Source organism: Flavobacterium sp. GW823-FHT04A11 (assembly GCF_058796535.1).
Genome location: NZ_CM179503.1, coordinates 3237907 through 3261586, shown reverse-complemented (window position 1 = coordinate 3261586; position 23680 = coordinate 3237907). Strand labels below are relative to the sequence as shown.

The window sequence follows — 23680 nt, the reverse complement described above, 5'->3', positions numbered from 1 at the left end:
CCGCTAATTCTTAAAAGGGCGTTTCACTTACATTAAAAATCATAGCGCTTGTGTCTTGCTATGTGTGAAAACTTGTTTTTTTAATTCCCTTTTTAAAAGAAAAAAATCTATGTTTCTATGTGTTTAAACAAAAATTGCGATTACACTCAAAAGCTTTTGTTACCTATAAGTACCGGAAACAAGAAATCGTACTATCGGGAAATATTATGAAACCATTAACAGAAAGTTATTTTAAAATTTTTGCTGTAAAAGGATAAATGGAGCCAGCCAGGCAAGATCTTTCAAGCCTTCGCGCAATTGTTTTAGTCCTGAAGAAATTTGGTTTTTAACCGTTTGTTTTGAAATTCCCAATTCATCAGCAATTTGATCAATTGTCATATCCTGCATTTTATACATGAGCAAAACCTCTTTTCGTTTTTCAGGAAGTTTGTCTAATAAAGAATAAAGCAAATCCATAACTTCAGGATCGATCGTCGCAAAGTGATCAATTACATAATCTTCGAATTTATCTTCGAGAATCGTTTTGTCGAACTTATTATTCTGGTAATGTTTAAAGACCTGATTCTTTACTGCCCGGAACAAATAAGGTTCGATGGCGTTTATTTCGACATCACTTTTGCGTTCCCATAAATCGACAAAAACATCCTGAACAATGTTCTGTGCCAAGTCATTATCCTGAGTCATCGTATACGAAAACGCCGTCAGCTTTTTCCAGTATTGCGTGTACGTTTTTTCAAAAATTTCAGGGTTTTTCATTGTTTGTGTGGGTAGTATTTTATGATGTAAAATAATAAAATGTTATACCATTGTTTTTTTCCTGAAGGTTAACTTTCAATTAAGGAATCAATGCGTTTGTTTTATTAATACTACTTTTTTCGATGAAAAATCACAATCCGTTTGCGATTTCTTTTTTTTAATCTAACATCAAAACCAATACTTCATGATACTTTAGTAATCTCAAAATTTGACAAAGTTCACCTGTCTCGTCTCTACCCTATTTATTAATTCCTATTATTTCAATCTATGAAACAAATTCTGTTTACATGCCTATTTTCTATAGCTGTAATTTTCCATTCAAATGCCCAAAGCGACGATTTAAAAATCAACCAATTACAGGTTATTGGTTCGCACAATAGTTACAGACATGCCATCGAAACTGATTTATACAATACGATTCAGGCAAAAGATACTTCGCGTTCCTTAAAAGGTTTGCAATACACGCACATCAGTCTTACAGAGCAATTAAATAAAGGTTTAAGAAATCTGGAAATTGACGTTCAGGGAGATCCAAAAGGCGGAAAATTTGCGCATCCAAAAGGTTTGGACATCGCAAAATCTCAAGAAGCGTATGATCCAAATGGTGAAATGAAAAAACCGGGTTTTAAAGTTTTTCATATGATTGATATTGACTTTAGAACTTCGTGTTATACTTTGCAAAGCTGTCTGGCCGAATTAAAAAAATGGTCTGACGCTAATCCGGATCACGTTCCTGTTTTTATTACTTTGGAACCAAAAGATGACGACAGTTTCTTAGGAACAAAAGCAGAGAAATTTACCCCTGAATTATTCGACGCCTTGGATAAAGAACTTCGCAAAGGTTTAGGAAATAAATTAATCACACCGGATATGGTTCGTGGAAAATACAAAACTCTCGAAGAAGCCGTTTTAAATAACAACTGGCCAACGCTTAAAAAAGCAAAAGGTAAATTCCTGTTTATTTTGGACAATAACGGAGCCAAAAGAGATTTGTATGCCTTAAATCATCCGTCATTAAAAGGACGCGCCGTTTTCATCAATGCCGAGCCAGGAAAACCGGAAGCAGCCACTTTATTCCGCAACAACTCTGAAGATCCGCAAATTACAGATTTAGTCAAAAAAGGATATATCATAAGAACCAGAGCTGATTCTGATACCAAAGAAGCCCGCAAAAATGATTATTCGCATTTTGAAGCAGCAAAAAAATCAGGCGCACAAATCATCTCAACCGATTATTATTTGCCAAGCACATTTTTCGATTCTCCTTATCAGATAAAATATGATGACGGAACTTATGTGAGAGTTGATCCGGTTACTGGAGGGAAATAGTATATAGTCTCAGTTTTCAGTTTTCAATCTGGATGAATAAATTTAACCGCAAAGAACGCAAGGTTTTTACACTTTGTTTGTGCTTAGCAAACGCAAAGATCGCAAAGCTTTATCTTATAAAACTTTGCGATCTTTGCGTAAACCTTAGCGTTCTTTGCGGTTAAATCATTTCAAACTCTTAACTTCCCCACTTTTCAAATCAACACTAAAATGATCTGCAGGAACTTCATGCATGAATTTATTGAAGATAGTCAAAAACAATCGCACTTGGTTTTGAAACGGTTTTTCGTTTGAATTATCCTCTTTATGGTTTTCAAAAAACATTTGAGATAAAAGCTTGTATTGTTTTGCTCTTTTTTCGCCAACATCTACCAATGCCAATTCATCTGCGCTGCGGAAACGGTAAAAATCGACCAGAAAATCGTAACCTGTAAAGTTAAAATCTTCTTTTTTAACTTTGTTTTGAGTTAGGATTTTGTTTGTTTTTTGTTCGGCTTCTGCCCATTCTTTTTGGGAACTTTCTTTGTTCTTCAGGATAAAATCAAAGTCTTTATCTGATTTGATATTCGCGAGAACCAATAATTGTTCACCGGAAATATTCAGAAAAAAGTTCTTGAAATCGGAAGGCCAGTCATCTGATAAAAAGCGCAGACGGACTAATTCTTTTAGATGAAAATCAGTAAAATCGTGGTAGTTTTTGGTTTCTAAAATCGCTTTGTTCCAAATGTCTTTTGTTTTTTGCGATTCTAAAAACTGATATTCCATTTTGTACAAATCAAAAAGTTCGCCGTAACGTTTTACTTTATCAATTGTAATGGTTTGTATGTCGACAAGATTGTCTTTTTGAATCGTCAATAGTTTATAAGCCGGAATATAAGCCGCCAGAGAAGGCGTTTGTATATTAACCAAAGTATTTCCTTTTGCCGTTGTGCGAATTCCCGTGTCGTTAATATGCATGTGACCGCCAAAATGAATCTTCAATCCTGCATCGGCAAAAGTTTGCGCTACTTCTTCGACAGGAACTCTATTCAATTGCCATTTGTTTGGCCCAAGTAATTCTTTTATTTCCGCGGAAGCGTCATCATTAAAATCAATCATCGGGAAATGACTAAAAGCAATCAATGTTTTTCCTTGCTTTTTGGCTTCTGCCGAAATTGCTTCAACCCATTTTATAAGGTGTTTTTTATTCGAAAGTACATTATTATAACCCGTACTTGCTTCAGCATAACTTTTAGAATCTTTCGGATCGCCATCGTTTTTCTTCGGAATATAAACGTTGCCGTCAATCGCCATCAACCAAAGTCCGTCAACGGGTTCAACGACATAACTCACGTCCGGAACTTCATAACCCGGCGCGACTTCGTAAACTCTGTTTGATAATTTTGCGGCTTCAGCAGCTTTTTCAAAACTATAATTCTCACTGTTGTAATTTGAAAATGGAGTTGCCCAGAATTTGTACTTTTGATTTGGATAAAAACCGAAATTTTTCAAACCTTCCGTGATTCCTAAATAACCCATTTTAGCAATATCGGCTGTTACGACAACAGGCTGTTCAATGTTTAAATTTGGCTTATACAGGCCTTCTTTGCTATAAATGGGTTGGCTTTTACCTTCTTTTCCTAAAAAATCTTCTTTGCCGGATTCCTGTGCAAATGGCCCAACGGGATCGTGATTTCCGGTGGTGATGAAAAACTCTATACCATATTTTTTTCTGTATTGATCAAGAATTGCTTCTAATCCGCGAACGTGAATGGGCTGACCATCATCTGTATAATCACCGGGAAGTGCCACGTATTTTATCTTTCGCTTTGCGATATCATCCAAAGCGGCAATGAAAGCAAAATAATTTTCGTTGAAGATTCGGGTTGAATGCAATTGAGAAGCCATGGTTCTCAATAAAGTATATTTTCCGGTTTTTGGATTTAAAACGCCTTGATAATCATTGTCTGAGAATTTACCGAACAAATCCTGCAAATGTACATCTGATAAAAAAGCGACTTGAACGCCGTCAAGTTTGCCTTGTTGTTGTGCCGAAATTGTGCCATTACATACAATTAAAAAGAAAATAAATAATGACGAAGTATACTTTTTATAGGTATTTTTTTTTAACATAAGTTCCTTTTTACAAATGTGCATTGTGATAAAATGTTTGGGCATTTTAAAAAACATCTGCAATTTTATCGATTAAAACCCAAAGTTGTTTTACGATAGTGTTACGGAAATAATAAACTTTGAGGTATTTACGCGTATTCAAACCCGACAGGTTTTAAAAACCTGTCGGGTTTACTGGACTGCAAAGAGTTACTTGTGGAGATCCCTCGTTCCTCGGGATGACAAAAACTTCGTTTTTTTTCTCAGACTTAACTAAAATGAGCAAAAGCTTTGTCAAAGTTTGAAAAAGTGTTAACCGTCAGTTCTTTTTGAATTGCCGTTGGTTTTAACCAACGATGAAAAATTTTAATAAAAAGGCTTTAGCCAAAATGACGGCAATATTTGGCTAAAGCCAGAAAAGCATTCTTATGATTTCCGTTGGTTAAAACCAACGGCTATTCAATAAATATAGATACGCAAGCTTTGTCAAAGTTTTAAACTTTGACAAAGCTGTTATTTATCAATAGAAATAATAAACTTTAAAATATCTTCGGTTGTTAAAATATAATCCGGAGTCATATTTAAGATTGCATTTGATGGCATATAAGGCATCTCTGCAGATATTGGGTCCTGAATTACAGTAACTCCGCCAGCATCATGAATGGCTTTTATGCCTTGAGTTCCGTCTGTATTGGAACCGGAAAGTAAAATTCCGATTAGATTTGTACCATAAACTTCTGCCGCAGATTCGAAGGAAACGTCAATGCTTGGTCTGCTGTAATTTACCTTTTCAGAAGTATCGAGGGCAAAAAAATTATTTTTTTCGAATAATAAATGATAGTTAGAAGGTGCAACGTATATAAATCCGTTTGTTAATTGTACTTTATCTTCGATGAGTTTTACGGGTGTCTGCGCTTTTAATTTTATTAATTCTTCGAGCGTTAGGTCATCCGTTCCTCTTCTGTGCAAAACAATTACAAGCGCATAAGATTTGAATACAGGCAAATCAGGCAAAATTTGTAATAATGCATTCAAACTTCCCGCTGATCCTCCTACAATAACGACTCTTTGATTTAATATTATTTTACCTTCCTCCATATTTTTTCTTTCTCTAACTGTTTGTATTTAGTTGTAGATATAGAATATTTTATGGTCTCTTTTGTTCCAAGTGCCAAAAAACCTAAAACAGCTAAACTTTCATCAAATAAATTGATGACTCTTTTTTGCAAATCATTATCAAAATAAATTAAAACATTGCGGCATAATATAAAATCAAACTCATTAAATGAATTGTCTGAAACTAAATTATGCTGCGAGAATACCATTTTTTCTGATAATTCTTCGTTGAATTTTGCAATTCCGTAATTGGCAATATAATAACTTGAAAAATCTTCCTGACCGCCAGAATCACGATAATTTTCTGAGTATTCTTTCATCATTCTTAAAGGAAAAATTCCTTTTTTAGCCGTTTCCAGCACTTTCGAATTAATATCTGTGGCGTATATTAATGATTTATGCAAAAGTCCGGCTTCTTTGAGCATTATCGCCATCGAATACACTTCTTCGCCGGTTGAGCAGCCTGCGTGCCACAAACGTATAAAAGGTTTTGTGGCAAGCAAGGGCAATATTTGACTTCTGACTATTTTATAAAATGTGGGATCGCGAAACATCTCGGTTACGTTTACGGTAATTTCGTCGATCATTCTTCTGTAATATTCAGGATCGTATCTTACTTTTGATAAAAACTCATAAAAATTTTTGAATCCATCCAGCTGATAAACTCTATTGATACGCCTTTTTAAGGATGCTCTGGAATAACTGCCAAAGTCAAAACCATAATATTCGTAAATATCATTTATAAGGGTTTCTAACTCAATGTCTTCTATCATAACAAATTTAAATTTTACTTAAAACGTGCAGTAATTTATCTACGTCTATAGGTTTTGATACGTAATCATCTGCGCCCGCTTCGAGGCATTTTTCCTTATCGCCTGTCATGGCCTGAGCCGTTACGGCAACTACTAAAACTCCCTTGCGGGAAGGTATGCTTTTTATTATCGGAATCGCCTCATAACCATCCATTTCGGGCATCATCATATCGATTAAAATAGCATCTATGTGTTCGTCAGTTCTTAGTAATCTTATTGCCTCTTCGGCGCTTAAAGAAGACAAACAATCAAATGATTTTGCTCGTAATGTGTTTACCAAAGCAAAAATATTTCTTGAATCGTCGTCAATAATCAAGAGTCGTTTTTTGTCCATATCTTCAATTAACATTAAATTTTATCGTATAACCACACTCGCAATAATGATAATAACTGGTCTATATCTACCGGTTTTGTAATATAATCTGAGGCTCCGGCTTTGATACATTTTTCTCTGTCGCCTGTCATTGCTTTTGCTGTTACGGCAATTAATGGCAATGTCAGGAATTTAGGAATTGTTCTTATTTTTTCGGCCGTTTCATAACCATCCATATTTGGCATCATCATATCCAGCAAAACAATATCGGTATCAGGATGTTCTTCTAATACTTTTATGGCATCTTTTCCGTCAAAAGCTGTAATTACATTCATTTTAAAAACTTCAAGCGCTTTGGTCAATGAATAAATATTTCGAACGTCATCATCTACAATCAGAACTTTTTTCTCGTGTAAAATATTGTTTAGTAAATTCAGTTTTTTATACGCATCTCCTTTGCCGTTTGCTCCTTTATTTTCTTCGACTAAATGTAAAAACAACGAAACTTCATCCAGCATTCTTTGATAAGAATGCGCGGTTTTTACGATAATAGAATCGGCATATTTTTTAATTTTAACTTCTTCCTTAAGCGATAAACTTTTTCCTGTAAATACAATTACCGGAAGATTTTCCAGTCCAGGGCTTTTTTTAACGCTGTCTAAAATTTCATACGCATGTTTATCCGGAATTCCCATATCAAGAATTACACAATCAACCTCGCTTTTGTTTAAGGCTTGTAATCCTTCTGTAACTTCGCTTTTTATTTCAGAATTGATGTTGTACGTTTCTAAGAAATAAGCCAAAGCTTTAGCGTGTTTCGGGTTGTCTTCGATAATTAAAACCTTTTGGGATTCTTTGGTAATTATGTGTTCGATGCGGGTAAAAACTTCCGGAATTCTGTCAAAAGCCACAGGTTTGTCTAAGAAATCGACCGCACCTTTTAACAAACTTTCCTGTTTTAATTTGTGCGATGACATAATATGCACCGGAATATGTTTGGTTTGAATGTTGTTTTTTAATTCTTCCAGAACTTCCCAGCCGCTTTTTATTGGCAATTCGATATCCAGTAAAATTCCGATTGGTTTGTACATCAAAGCAAAGTTTAATGCATAATCTCCACGAACGGCAATAACGACTTTGTAACCGTTGTTTCGGCTAAAGGCAAGCAGCGATTTTCCAAAATTCGGATCATCTTCTACAATTAAAATTACTTTGTCACCTTCCACAATAATATCTCTGTCATCCTCGATTTCTTCAGGAATTACAGTAGATAAATATTTGTTTTTAACCTTTTTTAATTCATCAACTTCTTCGTGCGAAATATCAATTGTTGGCGGTGCTTTGTCTACAATTACTTTTCTGCTCATCGTTCCGTAAACCGGAAGACATAATGTAAACGTACTTCCTTTGCCTTCTGAACTATGCAGCACAATTTCGCCTCGAAGTAATTTTGCTAATTCTCTACTAATTGACAATCCTAAACCGGTACCGCCATATTTTCGTTTTGTAGAACCATCTGCCTGTTGAAAAGCTTCAAAAATTAACGGCTGTTTTTCTAACGGAATTCCAATTCCGGTATCTTTTACAATAAAGCAGATTACTTTATCATCGTCGTCATTTATTTTTATTTCAACGCTAACAGAACCTTTTTCTGTAAATTTAATAGCGTTTGAAATTAAATTTTTAAGAATCTGCTCTAATCTCATTTTGTCTGTTTTAATGACAATTGGAGCATCTTTTGAAAGAATATCAAACTTAATTCCTTTTTCTTTTGCTACTTGCGAAAACAAATTCGATAAGGTATCTGTAATTTCTTTTGTTGAAACATCTAAAAATTCAAGCTCCATTTTTCCGGCCTCGATTTTAGACAAATCCAGAATTTCATCAATTAAACCTAATAAACTATTTCCCGAACTCTGAATCACTTTTGCAAATTCAATTTCTTCATTGTTCATGCTTTTGCTGTTATTTTCAGATAATAATCGGCTTAAAAGCAAAATAGAGTTTAAAGGCGTTCTTAATTCGTGCGACATATTCGCCAAAAACTCTGATTTATAACGAGTTGTAAGCTCTAAAGCTTCAGATTTTTTCTGAATTTCATTGTTTCTTTCTTCTAATAAAACACTTCTTTCAGAAAGTTCTTCGTTCGTTTGTTCCAGTTCTTCCTGCTGCACGCGAAGTTCTTCTTCAGATGCCTGCAGTTTTTCTGTCTGCGCTTCTAATTCTGCATTAATAGCTTCTAATTCACTATGTTGTACACGTAATTCTTCAGATTGTGCTTGTGTTTCTTCTAATAATTCAAGAACTCGTTTACGGTTTTGAGTCGATTTTATGGCGATTCCGATATTATTTCCCACAATTCTCAAAAACTCCAGATGCAAGGCAGAAAATCCGTAAATACTCGCCAATTCCAAAGCACCTTCTACTCTGTTGTCAAGCAACGGAACGGCAACAACATGCGTTGGTTTTATTTCGCCCAAAGCATAATTTATCTGAATAAAATCTGATGCAAGTGATTTTAATTCCAAAATTTCACCCGAAATAATACACTGACCCAACAAACCATCTCCTCTTTGAATTGTTTCTCTGTTTTTTGTCGGAATATAACTGTATCCGCCCGTTACAGCAAGTTCATCTCCTTCGATAACATAAAAAACACCAGCACTGCTATTGGTATAATGGCATAAATATTCGATGACATCTTTTGATAATTCCTGCAAGCTTTTATCGCCCAGCATGGCATTATTCAATCCGGCGACACCACTTTGTATCCATTCTTTTTCTGATAATAAACTGAAAGACTCTTTTAAAGCGCCGCTCATATTATTTAATGATTCTCCCACGCTTCCTAATGCATCTGCTTTAGTGTCGTCTACGCGAATATCATAATTACCGTTAGAAATATTTGATGCAATAGAACTGATTGCTTCAATTCTTTGTGCCGTTTCTATATCTTTTTGCTCTAATTCTTTTTGAAGTATTGAACGCTCGTTGTAATCTTTTAAAATTCTGAATAAGAAGACAATCGAAATTAGAAACGCAATAATAAAAGCTACAACAATCAAAACCGTACTGTAAGTTCCGTAACGGTCAGATGTTTCGTTGCGTTCTTTTAAAAGCGATTGTTCTGTATTTTCAATTCGTTTAAAATAAGTTCTTAACTCATCCATCATTGCGCGGCCTTCATTGAGGTCAAATGTGGTATTGTTTTTACCCAATCGCTTTTTTACAATTTGATTGTTTAAATATTTAAAGAAATTTAATCGAAGCGGTTTTAATTGTGCCAATGCCTTTTGCTGAAGCATATTATCAATTGTCAAATCATCTAATTTATCAAAATAAGCATTTGATTCTGCTTCATACGCATTGTATCGATTTACAAATTGCTCATCTCCTGTAATTAAATAGCCGCGCATACTGGTTTGAGCGTCAGTAAGAGATGATGAAGCCTGATTTAAATTGTAAATAACATCCTGAGTATGGTTGACCCAAAAATTACTTTTCAATAAATTTTTTATACTAATAAATGAAGCTGTAGAACTGATCATTAAAACAAGTAATGAAACCAGCGAACTAATTAGTAAATTTCTTTTAAAATTGTTTTTCATAGGTTATAATCCGATTGATTAGATTTGATTAATTTTCATATTGTAGAGGGAGAACCATAATAAAACTGGCGCCTTTGCCCAATTGACTTTTTGCGGTGATTAATCCGTTGTGTTTGTCGACAATTTTTTTGGCAATGGCTAAACCAATTCCCGTACCTTCATACGTTTGGCGGTCATTTAAGCTTTGAAAAATGATAAATATACGATCGAGGTAAATTTCGTCAAAACCAATTCCGTTATCGGTAACTGTAATTCGGCAAAATTTTCCGTCAGGAGAAACTTCTCCGTTAAAATCTTTGGTTTTTATTAATTCTGAAGTAATTTCAATAACCGGAACATCAACATTTCCGGAGAATTTAAGTGCGTTCCCGATCAAATTTTGAAAAACTTGCCGGAGCTGACTCGGAATACTGTCTATAGTAGGAAGTTCACCTGTTTTTATAATAGCATTTTTGCGTTCGATCAGATAATCAAAATCTGAAAGTACTTCCTGCAGAACAATATTTAAATCTGTTTTTTCAGGCTGTACTTTGGATGATAATCTGGAGTATGCCAGCAAATCGGTAATAAGAGTCTGCATTCTTTCTGCAGCTTTTACGGTACGATCTACATAATCAACAGCTTTTTCTTCTTTCGTTAAATAAAGGTCTTTGATTATTTTTATAAAAATTTGGATCTTTCTGATGGGTTCATTCAAATCATGCGAAACTACCCAGGCAAACTGTTGTAATTCGTGATTTTTCATTTCGAGCTCTTCGTTTTTAGAAACCAGTTCTTTGGTTCTTTCACTAATTTTAACTTCTAAATTATCCTGAGCTTCTTTACGAATTTTGATTTCTTTTGAAAGTAAGTCTTTCATTATTTTCAATTGATTCTGCTGATCGTAAATTTTAAGAAATGTTTTTACTTTTAAGATAAGTAAATCGGTATCAACAGGTTTTGTAATATAATCGACTGCTCCCGTTTCGTAACCTTTAAAAATATATTTTTTTTCGATGTTTATTGCTGATAGAAAAATAACAGGAATTTCTTTGGTTCGTTTATTACCGGAAAGAATTTTAACTACTTCAAAGCCATCTAATCCAGGCATCTGAACATCCATGATGATTAGGCTGTAATTAATTTTTAAAATTTTCTTTAAGGCTTCTTCACCAGATTCGGCCGTATCGACCTCAATATCATGCAGTTCAAGTGTTTTTTTTAAGGCAATTATGTTAGCCCGAATATCATCTACAATTAATATCATTTTATTTGGGGAGTAAAACGTTATGAATTAAATTAATTAATTCGGATTTATACTGGTTATACTTATTTAAAAGTTGATTAATTTTTTAAAAACATTCGCTCAAACTTTCAAATTTATAAAAAAAATAAACCTTACTCTTTTATCAGAATTGAAATAAGTTTCATAATTCCCATGTCAACTTTCAGAATTTCCATTTCACCGTGATTTAGAACCTATTAGATTTGTCTTACAAATTGGTAATTCCCATTTTAAGCGTAGCTTTTTTCATTCAAAAGCTAAAAAACAGGATTTATCGGGCTATTCTTTTTTGTGTTGAAGTTAAGATTACATAAAAGAGTCGGCTATATTTAATGTAGAATAGAATTAGAATCAGGAATTTCGAAAGAACCAAAATACTAAAACCGTACATTATGAATCTAACTGATATTATCGGGCTGTTTGCCGGCATTTGCGTCACCATATCCGTAGTACCGCAAATTGTAAAAGTTTGGAAAACAAAAAAAGTCAGGCAAATTTCGCTGTTAACTTTTAGCGTTCTTACTTTTGGAATTGCAATTTGGGTAGTTTATGGAATTCTTAAAAATGATTTACCTATAATTATTACCAACAGCGTTTCGTTGGTACTGAATTTAATTATGGTTTATTTTATCATTTATTATGAAAAGGAAAAGTAATAAAAAATAAAAAACAGCTTGTATAAAAGCTGTTTTTTGATCTTACAAGTTAAAGGTATATTAGGCTGTTTTAGCTAGCGAATTTTCAGGATAATGTTTGTTTAAAATGTGATATCTGTGTTTTAGTAATCTTGGGATGTAGCTTGTACTTCCAAATCCGATTGAATGTAAGACTTCAGAAAAGTTCATTCCCGAGATTCTTTTTAATTCATCAAATTGTCTGTTAGCCAATCCTATAAACGGAGCAATCATGGTTGCATAATTATAACTATGCTGCCCTATCTCTAATTCTAAAATAGTGCTCATGATACTTTTTTGAAGCAGTTTTCTAACAGTTCCTTTTTGAGGAATCGTTCTTAACTCTACTAATTTCTCTGCAATTTTCGGATTTTGTTGTCCTATATAAATGTAGTTTCCGGATTCATTGGTAAACATCTTTTTTAATTGAGAAATCAGTCCAAATGTTTCGTCTTTTGCAGAAACCGTAATTGGCATGATAATTAAAGAAAACTGAATACGTTTGAAACTTTCAAAATACAAAACTGTATTGATAGCCGACATATTATTTAAAATACCGGTTTGTTGTTTTTTAAGGCTTTTTTTCTCGCCGTTTGCACCGAAACTATGTGTTATGCTTCCTTCTTCGCAATAAGCAAAAAATATTGGCGCACCCTGAAAAGATTCAATGCTTAAACTTACATCATTATGAAACATAAGATCAAAATGCATGTATGAAATTTCTTTTTCAAAATGAGTTCCGGTAATTTTTCCTTTTGCCCATTTTGATTTAATAGCTAAATTGTAGTCATTATCATTTGTAGTTAAATCACCACCGAAGCTATCGCTAAGATCATTAAAAATTGTATTGAATTCTCCTGTATTTAAGTAAAGTTTTTTCATCTTTGTTTGGCTTAATAATTTGGTTAGTACTTCTTTACGTACATATTACAATAGCGTTTTTTATTCCCTTATTATAATATTCAAATTTCATACTTATTGCCAGAAAATTTATTATACAATTTCGGAGAGATTTTTCATAATTAATATCTTACGTTTAAAAAGTATTGGTTTACTATTATACTTATTATTTTGAGTGCAAATTCCGGAAAGGTTTTTACCATAGAGCGCACAAAGGTTTTTGAAGTTTCAGGGCGAAGTAAAAACACCGAGTTTTCGAAGGTTTGTGTAAATGCTTGCGTTTTTTTACCACAGAGTGCACAAAGATTTTTGGAGTTTCAGTGCGTGGTAAAAACACAAAGTTCACAAAGCTTTGTGCAAACTTTGTGAACTCTGTGAAAAACTTAGCGAACTCTGCGGTAAAAAAACCTTAGCGAACTTTGCGTAAATCTTTGCGTTCTTTGCGGTTAAACTATTAGGTTTGTGTAAACATTGTGTACTCCGTGGTAAAAAAACCTTAGTTAACTTTGCGTAAATCTTCGCGTTCTTTGCGGTTAAACTATTAAAGCTTTGTGCAAACTTTGTGAGCTCTGTGAAAAACTTAGCGAACTCTGCGGTAAAAAAACTTAGCAAACTTTGCGGTAGAAAAATTCCAGTAAAAAAAAACAGCTATTCCGGAAATGAATCCTGAATAACTGTCTTTCTGCAAAATAAATAACCTAACCTTTTAAGTCAGTTCATTAATATCTGAGTTCTGAGCATAATTCTCTTCAGGAATATCCTTAAAGAATTCTGCTTCCTCAAGATCCGCCATTGGTCCGTAGCCAATTAAATGTGTTCCTTTTACTTTATCATTGGTTTCAATAATATATAAAATCGACATATCATCAGGATCGCTCATTCCTTCATATCTGTGGTGCGCTACTATATGTATATCCTGAGGTTTATACTCTTTTTTTGTTTCTGAATCAATTAAGGTATTATTAGTAAACAAAAAATTGCTGGTATATCCATCATTTTCATATTTTTTTATATAGTCTGTTTCGTGTTTTGCCATTTCTTTTTTCATGATCTGATATTTTTAGTTAAAAAGCTTAGTATCCTTTACTTCAAATTTCACTATTAAAAAAAAATATACTTAACTCTATAGATATAAATTTTACCTCTATTAAAAATTAAAATTAAGTTGATATTTACGTTATCTGTCCAAAGAATTATATAGTTTTCTTTATAAATTAGTATATTTATTGCACTTTATTAATAGCCTAACTTGCTTTTAGTAAAAAGAAAACAAATTTTCATGAAGGATACAAACCAGGATTTTCTGTCTAAGGGAGGCGAAATGGGTGCTTTGACACGTGCCAAAGATTGGAGCAAAACTGTTGTTGGTCCTGTAGAAACGTGGCCTCAGAGCTTGCGGACAACTTTAGGGCTTTTATTAAATTCAAAGTTTCCTATGTTTTTATTTTGGGGTCCTGAACACATTTGTTTTTATAATGATGCCTATCGCCCAAGTCTTGGCAATGAAGGCAAACATCCGTCTATTTTAGGCGAGAATGGCGCCGATTCATGGCCGGAAATCTGGGATTTTATAAAACCGCTTATCGATCAGGTTCTTAGTGAAGGCGAAGCAACCTGGCACGAAGATCAATTGCTTCCTATATATCGTAACGGAAAAATGGAAGATGTTTACTGGACATTTAGTTATAGTCCCGTAAATAACGAAACAGGAAAACCTGCCGGAGTTTTGGTCATTTGCAGTGAAACAACAGAAAACGTAAAGCTGGTTAAGAAACTCGAAGAAAGTAATACCCGATATATCAACAACATTATGCAAACGCCAAGTGCGATGTGCATTTTTAGAGGTCCGGAATATGTGGTTGAAATTGCTAATGAATTAATGCTTGAATTATGGGATCGAAAAGAATATCAGGTTCTTAATAAAGCTATTTTTGAAGGACTTCCTGAAGCAAAAGATCAGGGTTTAGAAAATATTCTGGAGAACGTTTACAAAACCGGAGAAAAATTTGAAGCGCACGAACATCTGGTTAAGCTTCCGCGAAAAGGCAAAATCGAAGATGTATATATCAACTTTGTATATGAAGCCTTAAAAGAACCGGACGGAACTATTTCCGGCATTGTTGCACTTGCCAATGATGTTACGGCTCAGGTTATCGCCAAAAATGCAATATTAGAAAGCGAGAAAAAATTTAGAAACGTCGTAAAACAAGTACCGCTTGGTATCGCCATATTAAAAGGAAAAGACCTGATTGTAGAAATGGCCAATCCTAATTATCTGCAAATAATCGATAAAAGAGAAAATGATATTTTAGGAAAACCGTTATTCGATTCTGTTCCGGAAGCTAAGGAAAGCGTATTTCCGCTAATTTCAAAAGTGTTGGAAACCGGCACTCCTTATTATACAGATGAACACCGGATTATTTTAAATCGTCATGGAAAACAGGAAATATGTTATTTTAATTTAGTTTTTCATCCTTTAAAAGAAGAAAATAATGCGATCTCTGATGTTATTATTGTCGTAAATGAAGTTACCGAATCTATAAAAGCAAGGTATCTTTTAAAACAGAGTGAAGAGGCATTTAGAAAAATAATCATGCAGTCGCCTATTGCAATGGCTATTTTTAGAGGTAAAGACCATATTATAGAAATGGCCAATAATCCTATGATGGAAATTTGGCAAAAAGACGCAGAAGAAACTGTTGGCAGACCTATTGTTGATGTTTTTCCGGAGTTAATAGAGCAAAAATATCCCGAATTATTAGACGATGTGGTGAATAACGGAATAGTCGTTACGGAAACTGAAGCCATCGCTTATGTCGATATCAGAGGAAAACTGGAACGATTTTATCTCGATTACGAATACACACCGCTATTTGAAAAAGAAGGAACGATATCCGGCGTGATGATTACCGTAAATAATGTTACGGATAAGGTTGAAGCCAGAAAAAAAGTTGAAGATGCCGAAGAAAGAGCCCGATTGGCCGCAGAAATTGCCGAAATCGCCACTTGGGATTTAAATATTGCTACTCAGGAATTAATTTATTCTGAGAATTTGCCCGTGCTTTTTGGACGTGAAAAAAACACAAAAGTTACACGACCGGAAATTGTAGCTCAGATTCATCCGGATGATCGGGAAATTCTGGAAAAAGCTTACGAAGTTGCGCTAAAAACCAGTATTTATAAATATGAATCACGACTTATTAAACCTGACAATTCAATTAGCTGGATAAAAGCCCATGGAAAAATATTTTTTGATGAAAATAATGATCCCATAAAAATGATTGGAACAATCATGGACATTACGGATGAAAAAAATAGCCAGGAAATTTTGAGAAAAAACGAGGAAAAATTCAGGTTGCTGGCAAATTCAATGCCTCAGCACATCTGGACGAGTGATGCCTTGGGAAATATAAATTATTTTAATCAATCTGTTTTTACGTATTCCGGACTTGCTGTTGAAGAAATTGAAAAAAATGGCTGGCTGCAAATTGTCCATCCTGATGACCGTGATGCCAATATCAGGGCTTGGGTCGATGCTATAATTACAGGAACTGACTTTTTGTTTGAACATCGTTTTCGTCGTTATGATGGCGAATACAGATGGCAATTGAGCCGCGCGATTCCGCAGAAAGATGCTGAGGGAAACATACAAATGTGGGTGGGAACAAGCACGGATATTCAGGATCAGAAAAATTTTACCGATAAACTTGAAAAAGAAGTTTACGAGCGTACTGCCGAATTAGAGCTGAAAAACAAGGATTTAATTAATATGAATATTGAATTACAATCTTTCGCTTATATCTCCAGCCACGATTTACAGGAACCTTTGCGAAAAATTCAAACTTTTGCAAGTCGTCTCTCTGATTTAGATGAGCAGAATATTTCGGCGAAAGCGAAAACCTATTTAAATCGTATTGAAGTTTCGGCCAAAAGAATGCAGACTTTAATTCAGGATCTCCTCACCTATTCCAGAACCAATTCTGCCGACAGGGTTTTTGTTAAAGTAAATCTCGATGAAATTGCAGAAGAAGTTATCAGCGATTTTTCGGAACGTATTGAAGAAACGCATGCCGTTATTAATCTTCAGTCTTTGGGCGAAGCGACTGTTATTCCTTTTCAGTTCAGGCAATTACTGCACAACTTAATTGGAAATGCCCTGAAGTTTCATAAGAAAGATCAAAATCCTCATATTGAAATTAAAGCCAGCAAAATTAGAGGTTACGAAATAAAAATTCCGGTTACTTATCCGGATAAAACGTATTATCATCTTACAATTTCTGATGACGGAATTGGTTTTGAGGATGAATATAAAGAACGAATTTTTGAGGTTTTCCAGAGATTAAATACTGAAAGTGAATTCTCAGGCACCGGAATTGGTCTGGCTATCGTTAAAAAAATAGTCGAAAACCACAAGGGAGTTATTCGCGCGCACAGCCAAAAAGGCAAAGGAGCAACATTTGACATTTACTTACCAGAATAAAATAAAAAAAACACCAGACTCTTTTGAATTTGGTGTTTTTGTTTTTTTTATAAGAAGCGCTTATGATTTATAAACGAAATTTTGAGGCCCGGGAACAAATTTTTTCCAGTCGATCTCTAAAGCATGTTCTATAGATTTTACAATATCTTTCATTAAAACAGGCTTTGTAATAAAAAGATTTGCGCCAAGTTTCCGGCATTTTTCGATGATTCCCGGTTCATTTGAAGTTGAAAAAATGACAATTGGAATATTTCTTTTTTCGTCAGAATTTCTAAGTTCAGTCAGCACATCAAAACCGTTTTTACCCGGCATATTTAAATCTAAAAAAACTACATGAGGCGTTGGCGGCGGGTTATAAATCGCCTTTAGCAACTTATCTCCACCATTATACGTCAAAAGTTTAATTTTCTTTGGCAATGATTCAACAGCATCGGCGAAAATGCTTAAATCATCTTCATCATCATCTGTATAGAATACGGTTAAATCTGTCATATTATGAAAGTGGGATTATTACGCTCCAAAGATAATCCAAATTAATAAAAATAGCAATTGATTTTAAATTCTCACAAAACTTTAAAATAGAAATCTCATAACTTCTAATTTTAATTCTATAAAAGAAAAAAACACAAAAAACAGCAACTTTACAAATAGGAATTTTTAAATCATAAAATTACTTAATAAGAAGTAAATCAGTGTTTTAAAAATATAATCATAAATAACTTAAAAATACAAAGTCATGGGAGATCATAAAGACCTAACAAACGAATTTGCTGTAGATAAAATAAAAGATCTTGCAGAAAACATAAAAACGTGCATGTTATGTACTTATAACATAGAAAATAAGCTGCAATCGCGACCAATGTCTGTACAAAAAATCGATGATTTGGGACAACTTTGGTTTTTATCTGACAGAAACAGCAGTCAAAATGCCGAAATTACTCAGAATCCAACAGTCGAAATCTTCTTTTCTGAGCCGCATGATAAGTTTTTAACCTTACACGGAACGGCAAGTATTTTATACAATCCGGAAATTATTAAAGAATTATACGATCCGATTATTAAAGTCTGGATGCCAGGCGGTGAAGACGATCCGAATTTGAGTATCATTAAAGTAATTCCGGAAGATGGTTATTACTGGAACAATAAAAACGGTAAAATGGTGGCAATTGCAAAAATGACCGCGGCTTTTGTTACAGGAAAAACAATGGATGACGGTATTGAAGGAAGTTTGAAATTGTAATTTCTTACCGCATAGTTTCTTAACCGCAAAGTTCGCTAAGATTTACGCAAAGGACACAAAGCAAAGATTAAAAACTTTGCGAACCTTGCGTAAATCTTAGCGAACTTTGCGGTTAAATTTTTACAGCTTCCTTAAACTCTATAGCATTTAAAATCCCTGCTTCGCTTGCGGTATTATTAAAATAAATAAAACCTGATTTATGTGCTATTTTTTCTTTGATGTTTTCTAATTCTTCGGTTGAATAACTGGAATAAAACAACTTTTTATTTCCGTGCATGCGAATATATGTTAGCGGAAATTCTGTTAGAATATCTTCAGGTAATCCAGGATAACTTACGCTGCAAAAAGTAATATTATATTGTTGCAAAGCAGTCCAAACATCCTGATTCCACCAGCTTTTATGGCGAAATTCGACTACATTTTTAAAACTTTTATCTAAGATTTTAATAATATTCTGAAGCCTTTCTTCGGAGTAATTAAAACTTGGGGGAAACTGAAAAAGAATACAGCCTAATTTTTCTTCTAAGCCATCATCACAAACATTATAAAATTCTGCGATTAGCTCTTTGCAGTCGACAAATTTTTTAATGTGCGTAATTTCTTTTGGTGCTTTTACCGAAAACAAAAAATTATCAGGTACTTTTTTATACCAGTTTTCCATGATTCGAAGTGTTGGAAATTTATAAAAAGTACCATTCATTTCATAAGTATTGAAATGCCGGCAATAAAAACTGAACCACTCTTTGGTTGGTAAATCTTCGGGATAGAAAATACCTTTCCAAAAACGGTTATTGTAACTGGAGCATCCTATTAGTACTTCTTTTTTCATGTGTGTAATTGTTGACAGTTGGTACAGAAAAAACTACGGCGTTTTTTGACACCGGTATGTTTTTTTATAAACGGAAGATTACATCTCAAACAAATCTTTTTGGTATGGGCAAGCCAGTGCTTTTTTAATTCAAATTTCTTTTTCCAATCCAAAAATTGAAAACTATAAATCGAACATTCGTCAATTATTTCTTCTATTTTATCCGATGGAATTTTCCCCGTTAAAGATTCCGGATGAATCTGACATCGGTACAAAACTTCATTTTTAATAATATTTCCAACGCCCGAAAATATATTCTGATCCAGAACTGCATCGCAAATCATTTGTTTTGGAATTTTCTCCAGACTTTTCTTTGCTTTTTCGGGATTCCATTTAATATTCATTACATCTTCTTCCCAATCATAATGCTGATTAATATCGCCTTCCAGAATTTTTACAGAACAGGTATAAAAATTAAGTTCTCCGTTCCTGAAAACGAGACTTAATCTCGGCGTTGTTTCTTTTCGTTCGTTAATGCGATAAGTACCAAACATTAGCAAGTGAATTTTAACGGTAAAATCATCAAAACACATTAAATAATGTTTTCCCCAGGTTTTAATTTCCTGCAGTATTTTACCTTCCATTCGATCTAAATCTATAGCGCTGTTTCCCGAAACAGAAATTACTTTTTGTCCCGAAAATTGTTCAGTTTCTTCTTTAAGTATTTGTATTGACGGGCCTTCGGGCATAATGATTGTATTTTATTAATGCTTAATTTGAATTTAAAATGAAAAAGTGCAGTTTTTACACTGCACTTTTAAATATCTTTCGAAGTTTATTCTTCGTCTTCTTCTGCTGCTTCTACATTAATTGCGGCTACGGCAACTTCTGTTAATTTTTTATCTGCTCCTTTTTCTTCATCAAGGGTTAATTCTAATAAAGATGCGGCTTCAGTAAGACCAAGTGTTTCAGCAAATTGTCTTAAAGTTCCATAAGTGGCAATTTCATAATGTTCGATCTTCTGGCTGGCAGCAATAATTCCTGCATCACGAACAACGCCAACTTCAGTTTCTTCAAGGATACTCTTGCCTTCTTCAATTAGCCCCTCCATTGCATCACATTTTTTAGCAGTTGCTTTTTTACCAATACTTTCAAACACTTGTTCTAATCTCGTTACATGTTCTTCTGTTTCGGTTAAATGGTTTGTAAGTGCATCAATAAGTTCTGGCGATGTTGCATTTTTTGCCATAAGCGGAAGTGCTTTTGTCAACGCTTTTTCTGCCCAGTAAATATCTTTTAATCCATCTTCAAAAAGTTCTGTTAAACCTGAAGCTGCGCTTGATTTTGGTTTTACTACGCCTGCTTTAACTGTTGGCTTTGCGGTGGTCTGTTTTTTGTTTTTAGTTTCCATAATAGTGTTTTGTTATAATTAATATTTGTTATAATTCTATTTTGATATAATTAATTTTCTAACATAATATATAATGTGTCGAATTATGTAATGTAAAAGTATATTGTAAGATTATCATTTTGTTATAGCTTTTTACTGATAAATTATATTATAATCATCTGTAAATTATATAATTAGCATAATTAATTCTATAATGAATTCATAGTACTTACACAATAGATTTGTATATTATGAACTTTAAAATGCTTATCATGGAAACTACCGATAAAAGAAATAGCGCTGTAGCAAATAAAGATCCGCGTAATCCTAATTTAAACAGACAAAATACAGTGATGAATGAAAAACTGTATAATAATGACGAAATGAAAAAGGCGAGCCGTCAGGAAGAAATTCAAAATTACGGTTCTTCTATTCGAAACGGATATGATCCTAACAAGGCTATTCCGGATCAGGAACGCATTACAAATGAAGATGATCTGGACGATTTAGATGATGATTTTCATCAGCCGGGCGATCTTATAGATGATGCCGATGATTTGAAAGCCGAAGATGAATTTGACAATCCGTCAGATAATGTAAATGATGATTTTACCAACTCAGCAGATGAATTTGATGAGGAAGAAGATGAAGAATATCTGGATGACGAGGAAGAAGAAGAAGAGGAAGAACTTGACGATCACACACATACAACTGGAGATCTTTTGTATGATGAAAATGCAGATAACTTAAACGATGAATTTGACAATCCGTCAGATTCTGAAGAGTTAACAGAATCAGATAATGATTTACAGGAATTGGATCCTGATGACGATGATGATTTAGAAGATGACCTTGAGCCGGATGAAATTGAGGAAGAAGATTCTGGAGATAATTACCCTGATAATGATCCAAGAAAATTTTAATTTCCGGATATAAAAAAGCCGTTAATAATTGTATTAACGGCTTTTTTATGCTTATAACTTTATAAATTTAATCTCCAATCTTAGAAAGTGTCGGTATATCGTCCATTTTTTCTAAACGTTCTGCAAGTCCCATTCTGGCTTCGGTCAATTCCATTTCGGCTTTGCCTAATTCTTTATACCATTCTTCTTTTCCTGTTACAGAATTTTCGATTTTACGCATAATTTCAAAAATTTCGCCTTGCGCTTCCATAACTGCCAGTCTTTTATAATACGTTAAACTTTCGGTCATGTGTGCCAGTGCAATCATGGCGGTTAAAAACGGATGATTGTTGGTAACATTAACATCTTTGATACGGCCGTGTTCCAATTCTACTTTTAAGGCAAAAGCAAACTCTTCCATATTAAATCGTTCGTGTCTGCTATTTGGATTTAAATACGCCTTAATAGCTTCGACGTTATTCATGGTCGAAAGATCGACATCTGTATACTGGTCTTTATGTAAATCTCTGTATACAACAGCTCCAATGGCTCTTGCTTCTTCTATTGTGGGGTCATTTTCGGGATTTTCAAAATCTCTGACTGACCAATCCCAATTTTCCGGATGAACAGGTTTGATGTATTTCTTACAAAAATCTGTTACATCATCTTTCAAACTTACCATTTTGTCATCTCTTTTGATGTAGACATCCTGATAAGCACCACTTTTCGTTCCCATATTTTTATTTGATTATTATTATAAATAAAACGACACATGTACCGATTGGTAATGTGTCGTTTTGTCCCCAACTTGAATCCCTTTTATATATTTCAAAGTTGCCATATAAAAAGAGATTGTGTTAACTCAAAACGATCAATTTTTAGCTCAATCCGTTTTTTATGAAAATTCGGGTTGAAAATTACTTATCAATTCAGAAAAAGCAATTTCTGAATGTGAAAAATGCGGCTGATTGCTGCGGCATTTTCTGGCTCTGTCAAAATATTGCTGAATCGACCCATCTTCATAACTCGCTACAAGGAGCGGATGTACGTAATAATTTTTACATACATTTTTAGTATTTCCCAAAGCTTCGGCTGTAGTTTCAAAAGCTTCAACAATATTCTTTTTTATTTCTTTTTCGTCAGTTGTTGTTCCAATGCTTGCTAAGGTTTCAAAAAATATTAAGGATGCACCCCATGTTCTAAAATCTTTGGCACTAAAATATTTCCCTGTAATTTCATGCAGATATTGATTGACCATGTGACTGTCGAGCACTTTGCGTTCGCCATTTTCATCATAGTATTTAAAAACTTCCATACCCGGAATTTCCTCGCATCTTCCTACCAATTTTACCAATTGTTTGTTTCTGGTTGTTATGGTGTGTTTTACGCCTTTTTTTCCAACAAATTCAAAACGCAGCGTATTTTTATTGATGTTGATATGTCGTTTTCTTAAAGTCGAAAGTCCGTATGATTTATTGTCTTTTGCGTATTTTTCGTTCCCGATTCTAATATGGGTTTCTTCCATTAACCGAATCACAAGCGCGGTAACTTTATTTTTACACCATTCTTTTTGTTCCAAATCCTTATCGACCTGTTCTCTTATTTTAGGAAGGTATTTTCCGAATTCGGCTATTTTATAAAATTTAGTCTGATTTCTAATCAGATTCCATTTTGGATGATAACGGTATTGTTTTCTGTTTTTAACATCCGTTCCTACAGCCTGAAGATGGCCGTTTGATAAATCTGCTATTCGGACATTTTCCCACGCCGGCGGAAGCACAAGACTGCTAAAGCGTTTTAATTCGCTTTTTTGTTTTACGCATCTTCCATTTTTTTTATAAATAAACTCCTCGCCTTCTTTACAACGCTGAATCGTAAGGCTATGATCACTTACATACACCAAATCTAATTTTTCGAGAACCAATTGAGGTGATTGTATCAATTGCTTCATTAATTTTTCCTGAGAGAGTTTTGCATTCATAATTTATGTGGTAGAA

General features: G+C 33.9%; 20 protein-coding genes. 5 read left to right on the top strand and 15 right to left on the bottom strand.

The features are described 5' to 3' along the window. Positions 1-231: 231 nt before the first annotated feature. Positions 232-756: an RNA polymerase sigma-70 factor gene (locus AC3QL1_RS13990; protein WP_492492246.1), complete on the bottom strand. Its 525-nt coding sequence runs from the start codon at positions 754-756 to the stop codon at positions 232-234. A 267-nt stretch (positions 757-1023) separates the two neighbouring features. Between AC3QL1_RS13990 and AC3QL1_RS13985 the strand changes: the two genes are divergently transcribed. After that, positions 1024-2085 carry a phosphatidylinositol-specific phospholipase C1-like protein gene (locus AC3QL1_RS13985; protein ID WP_492492244.1) on the top strand — a complete coding sequence of 354 codons (1062 nt, stop codon included), beginning with the start codon at positions 1024-1026 and terminating at the stop codon, positions 2083-2085. A gap of 165 nt (positions 2086-2250) precedes the next feature. Here AC3QL1_RS13985 and AC3QL1_RS13980 read toward each other — a convergent pair whose 3' ends face one another. From AC3QL1_RS13980 to AC3QL1_RS13955, 6 genes are all read right to left on the bottom strand, one after another. Then, on the bottom strand, positions 2251-4197 hold the full coding sequence (locus tag AC3QL1_RS13980) for a metallophosphoesterase (protein WP_492492243.1): 1947 nt from the start codon (positions 4195-4197) through the stop codon (positions 2251-2253). Between the two features lie 492 nt (positions 4198-4689). Continuing rightward, the gene (locus tag AC3QL1_RS13975; protein ID WP_492492241.1) at positions 4690-5274 is read right to left on the bottom strand and encodes a chemotaxis protein CheB; all 585 of its coding nucleotides are present in this window, start codon (positions 5272-5274) and stop codon (positions 4690-4692) included. Further along, entirely contained in the window at positions 5256-6065 is an 810-nt protein-coding gene (locus AC3QL1_RS13970; RefSeq protein WP_492492239.1) for a CheR family methyltransferase, read from the bottom strand. The genes AC3QL1_RS13975 and AC3QL1_RS13970 overlap by 19 nt, the downstream gene beginning before the upstream one ends. A gap of 7 nt (positions 6066-6072) precedes the next feature. After that, on the bottom strand, positions 6073-6453 hold the full coding sequence (locus tag AC3QL1_RS13965; RefSeq protein WP_492492237.1) for a response regulator: 381 nt from the start codon (positions 6451-6453) through the stop codon (positions 6073-6075). Continuing rightward, positions 6453-10025, bottom strand: a complete 3573-nt coding sequence (locus AC3QL1_RS13960) for a response regulator (RefSeq protein WP_492492236.1) — start codon at positions 10023-10025, stop codon at positions 6453-6455. Before AC3QL1_RS13960 ends, AC3QL1_RS13965 begins: the two co-directional genes overlap by 1 nt. 28 nt (positions 10026-10053) lie before the next feature. Beyond that, positions 10054-11271: a hybrid sensor histidine kinase/response regulator gene (locus tag AC3QL1_RS13955; protein WP_492492234.1), complete on the bottom strand. Its 1218-nt coding sequence runs from the start codon at positions 11269-11271 to the stop codon at positions 10054-10056. Between the two features lie 410 nt (positions 11272-11681). Here AC3QL1_RS13955 and AC3QL1_RS13950 point away from each other — a divergent pair, with 410 nt between their 5' ends. After that, complete coding sequence (locus AC3QL1_RS13950) at positions 11682-11945, top strand: SemiSWEET family sugar transporter (RefSeq protein ID WP_492492232.1); 264 nt, start codon at positions 11682-11684, stop codon at positions 11943-11945. Positions 11946-12005: 60 nt separating this feature from the next. On the opposite strand, the gene AC3QL1_RS13945 is transcribed toward AC3QL1_RS13950, so the two are convergent. Together AC3QL1_RS13945 and AC3QL1_RS13940 are read right to left on the bottom strand one after the other, a co-directional pair. After that, complete coding sequence (locus AC3QL1_RS13945) at positions 12006-12845, bottom strand: hypothetical protein (protein ID WP_492492230.1); 840 nt, start codon at positions 12843-12845, stop codon at positions 12006-12008. A 724-nt stretch (positions 12846-13569) separates the two neighbouring features. Continuing rightward, on the bottom strand, positions 13570-13911 hold the full coding sequence (locus AC3QL1_RS13940) for a hypothetical protein (RefSeq protein ID WP_492492228.1): 342 nt from the start codon (positions 13909-13911) through the stop codon (positions 13570-13572). Positions 13912-14142: 231 nt separating this feature from the next. On the opposite strand from AC3QL1_RS13940, the gene AC3QL1_RS13935 reads away from it, so the two are divergent. After that, positions 14143-17343 carry a PAS domain-containing protein gene (locus AC3QL1_RS13935; RefSeq protein ID WP_492492226.1) on the top strand — a complete coding sequence of 1067 codons (3201 nt, stop codon included), beginning with the start codon at positions 14143-14145 and terminating at the stop codon, positions 17341-17343. Between the two features lie 60 nt (positions 17344-17403). Here AC3QL1_RS13935 and AC3QL1_RS13930 read toward each other — a convergent pair whose 3' ends face one another. Beyond that, entirely contained in the window at positions 17404-17835 is a 432-nt protein-coding gene (locus AC3QL1_RS13930) for a response regulator (protein WP_492492225.1), read from the bottom strand. Positions 17836-18079: 244 nt separating this feature from the next. On the opposite strand from AC3QL1_RS13930, the gene AC3QL1_RS13925 reads away from it, so the two are divergent. Then, positions 18080-18583, top strand: a complete 504-nt coding sequence (locus AC3QL1_RS13925; RefSeq protein ID WP_492492223.1) for a pyridoxamine 5'-phosphate oxidase family protein — start codon at positions 18080-18082, stop codon at positions 18581-18583. Between the two features lie 112 nt (positions 18584-18695). Here the strand turns inward: AC3QL1_RS13925 and AC3QL1_RS13920 are convergent, their stop codons facing one another. The 3 genes from AC3QL1_RS13920 to AC3QL1_RS13910 all read right to left on the bottom strand — a co-directional run bounded on the left by AC3QL1_RS13920 (position 18696) and on the right by AC3QL1_RS13910 (position 20802). Next, entirely contained in the window at positions 18696-19412 is a 717-nt protein-coding gene (locus AC3QL1_RS13920; protein ID WP_492492222.1) for a DUF72 domain-containing protein, read from the bottom strand. Further along, complete coding sequence (locus AC3QL1_RS13915; RefSeq protein WP_492492220.1) at positions 19409-20140, bottom strand: DNA-formamidopyrimidine glycosylase family protein; 732 nt, start codon at positions 20138-20140, stop codon at positions 19409-19411. Before AC3QL1_RS13915 ends, AC3QL1_RS13920 begins: the two co-directional genes overlap by 4 nt. 86 nt (positions 20141-20226) lie before the next feature. Continuing rightward, positions 20227-20802, bottom strand: coding sequence for a YciE/YciF ferroxidase family protein (locus AC3QL1_RS13910; RefSeq protein WP_492492219.1), 576 nt, complete (start codon positions 20800-20802; stop codon positions 20227-20229). A gap of 251 nt (positions 20803-21053) precedes the next feature. Here AC3QL1_RS13910 and AC3QL1_RS13905 point away from each other — a divergent pair, with 251 nt between their 5' ends. Further along, a complete protein-coding gene (locus AC3QL1_RS13905) occupies positions 21054-21704 on the top strand; it encodes a hypothetical protein (RefSeq protein WP_492492217.1) in 651 nt (216 codons plus the stop codon). Positions 21705-21771: 67 nt separating this feature from the next. Here AC3QL1_RS13905 and AC3QL1_RS13900 read toward each other — a convergent pair whose 3' ends face one another. Both AC3QL1_RS13900 and AC3QL1_RS13895 read right to left on the bottom strand, forming a co-directional pair. Then, positions 21772-22419 (bottom strand): DUF5661 family protein, encoded by a 648-nt coding sequence (locus AC3QL1_RS13900; RefSeq protein WP_492492215.1) that lies wholly within the window; start codon positions 22417-22419, stop codon positions 21772-21774. Positions 22420-22578: 159 nt separating this feature from the next. Continuing rightward, a complete protein-coding gene (locus AC3QL1_RS13895) occupies positions 22579-23664 on the bottom strand; it encodes a DNA topoisomerase IB (RefSeq protein ID WP_492492213.1) in 1086 nt (361 codons plus the stop codon). Positions 23665-23680 lie beyond the last annotated feature (16 nt).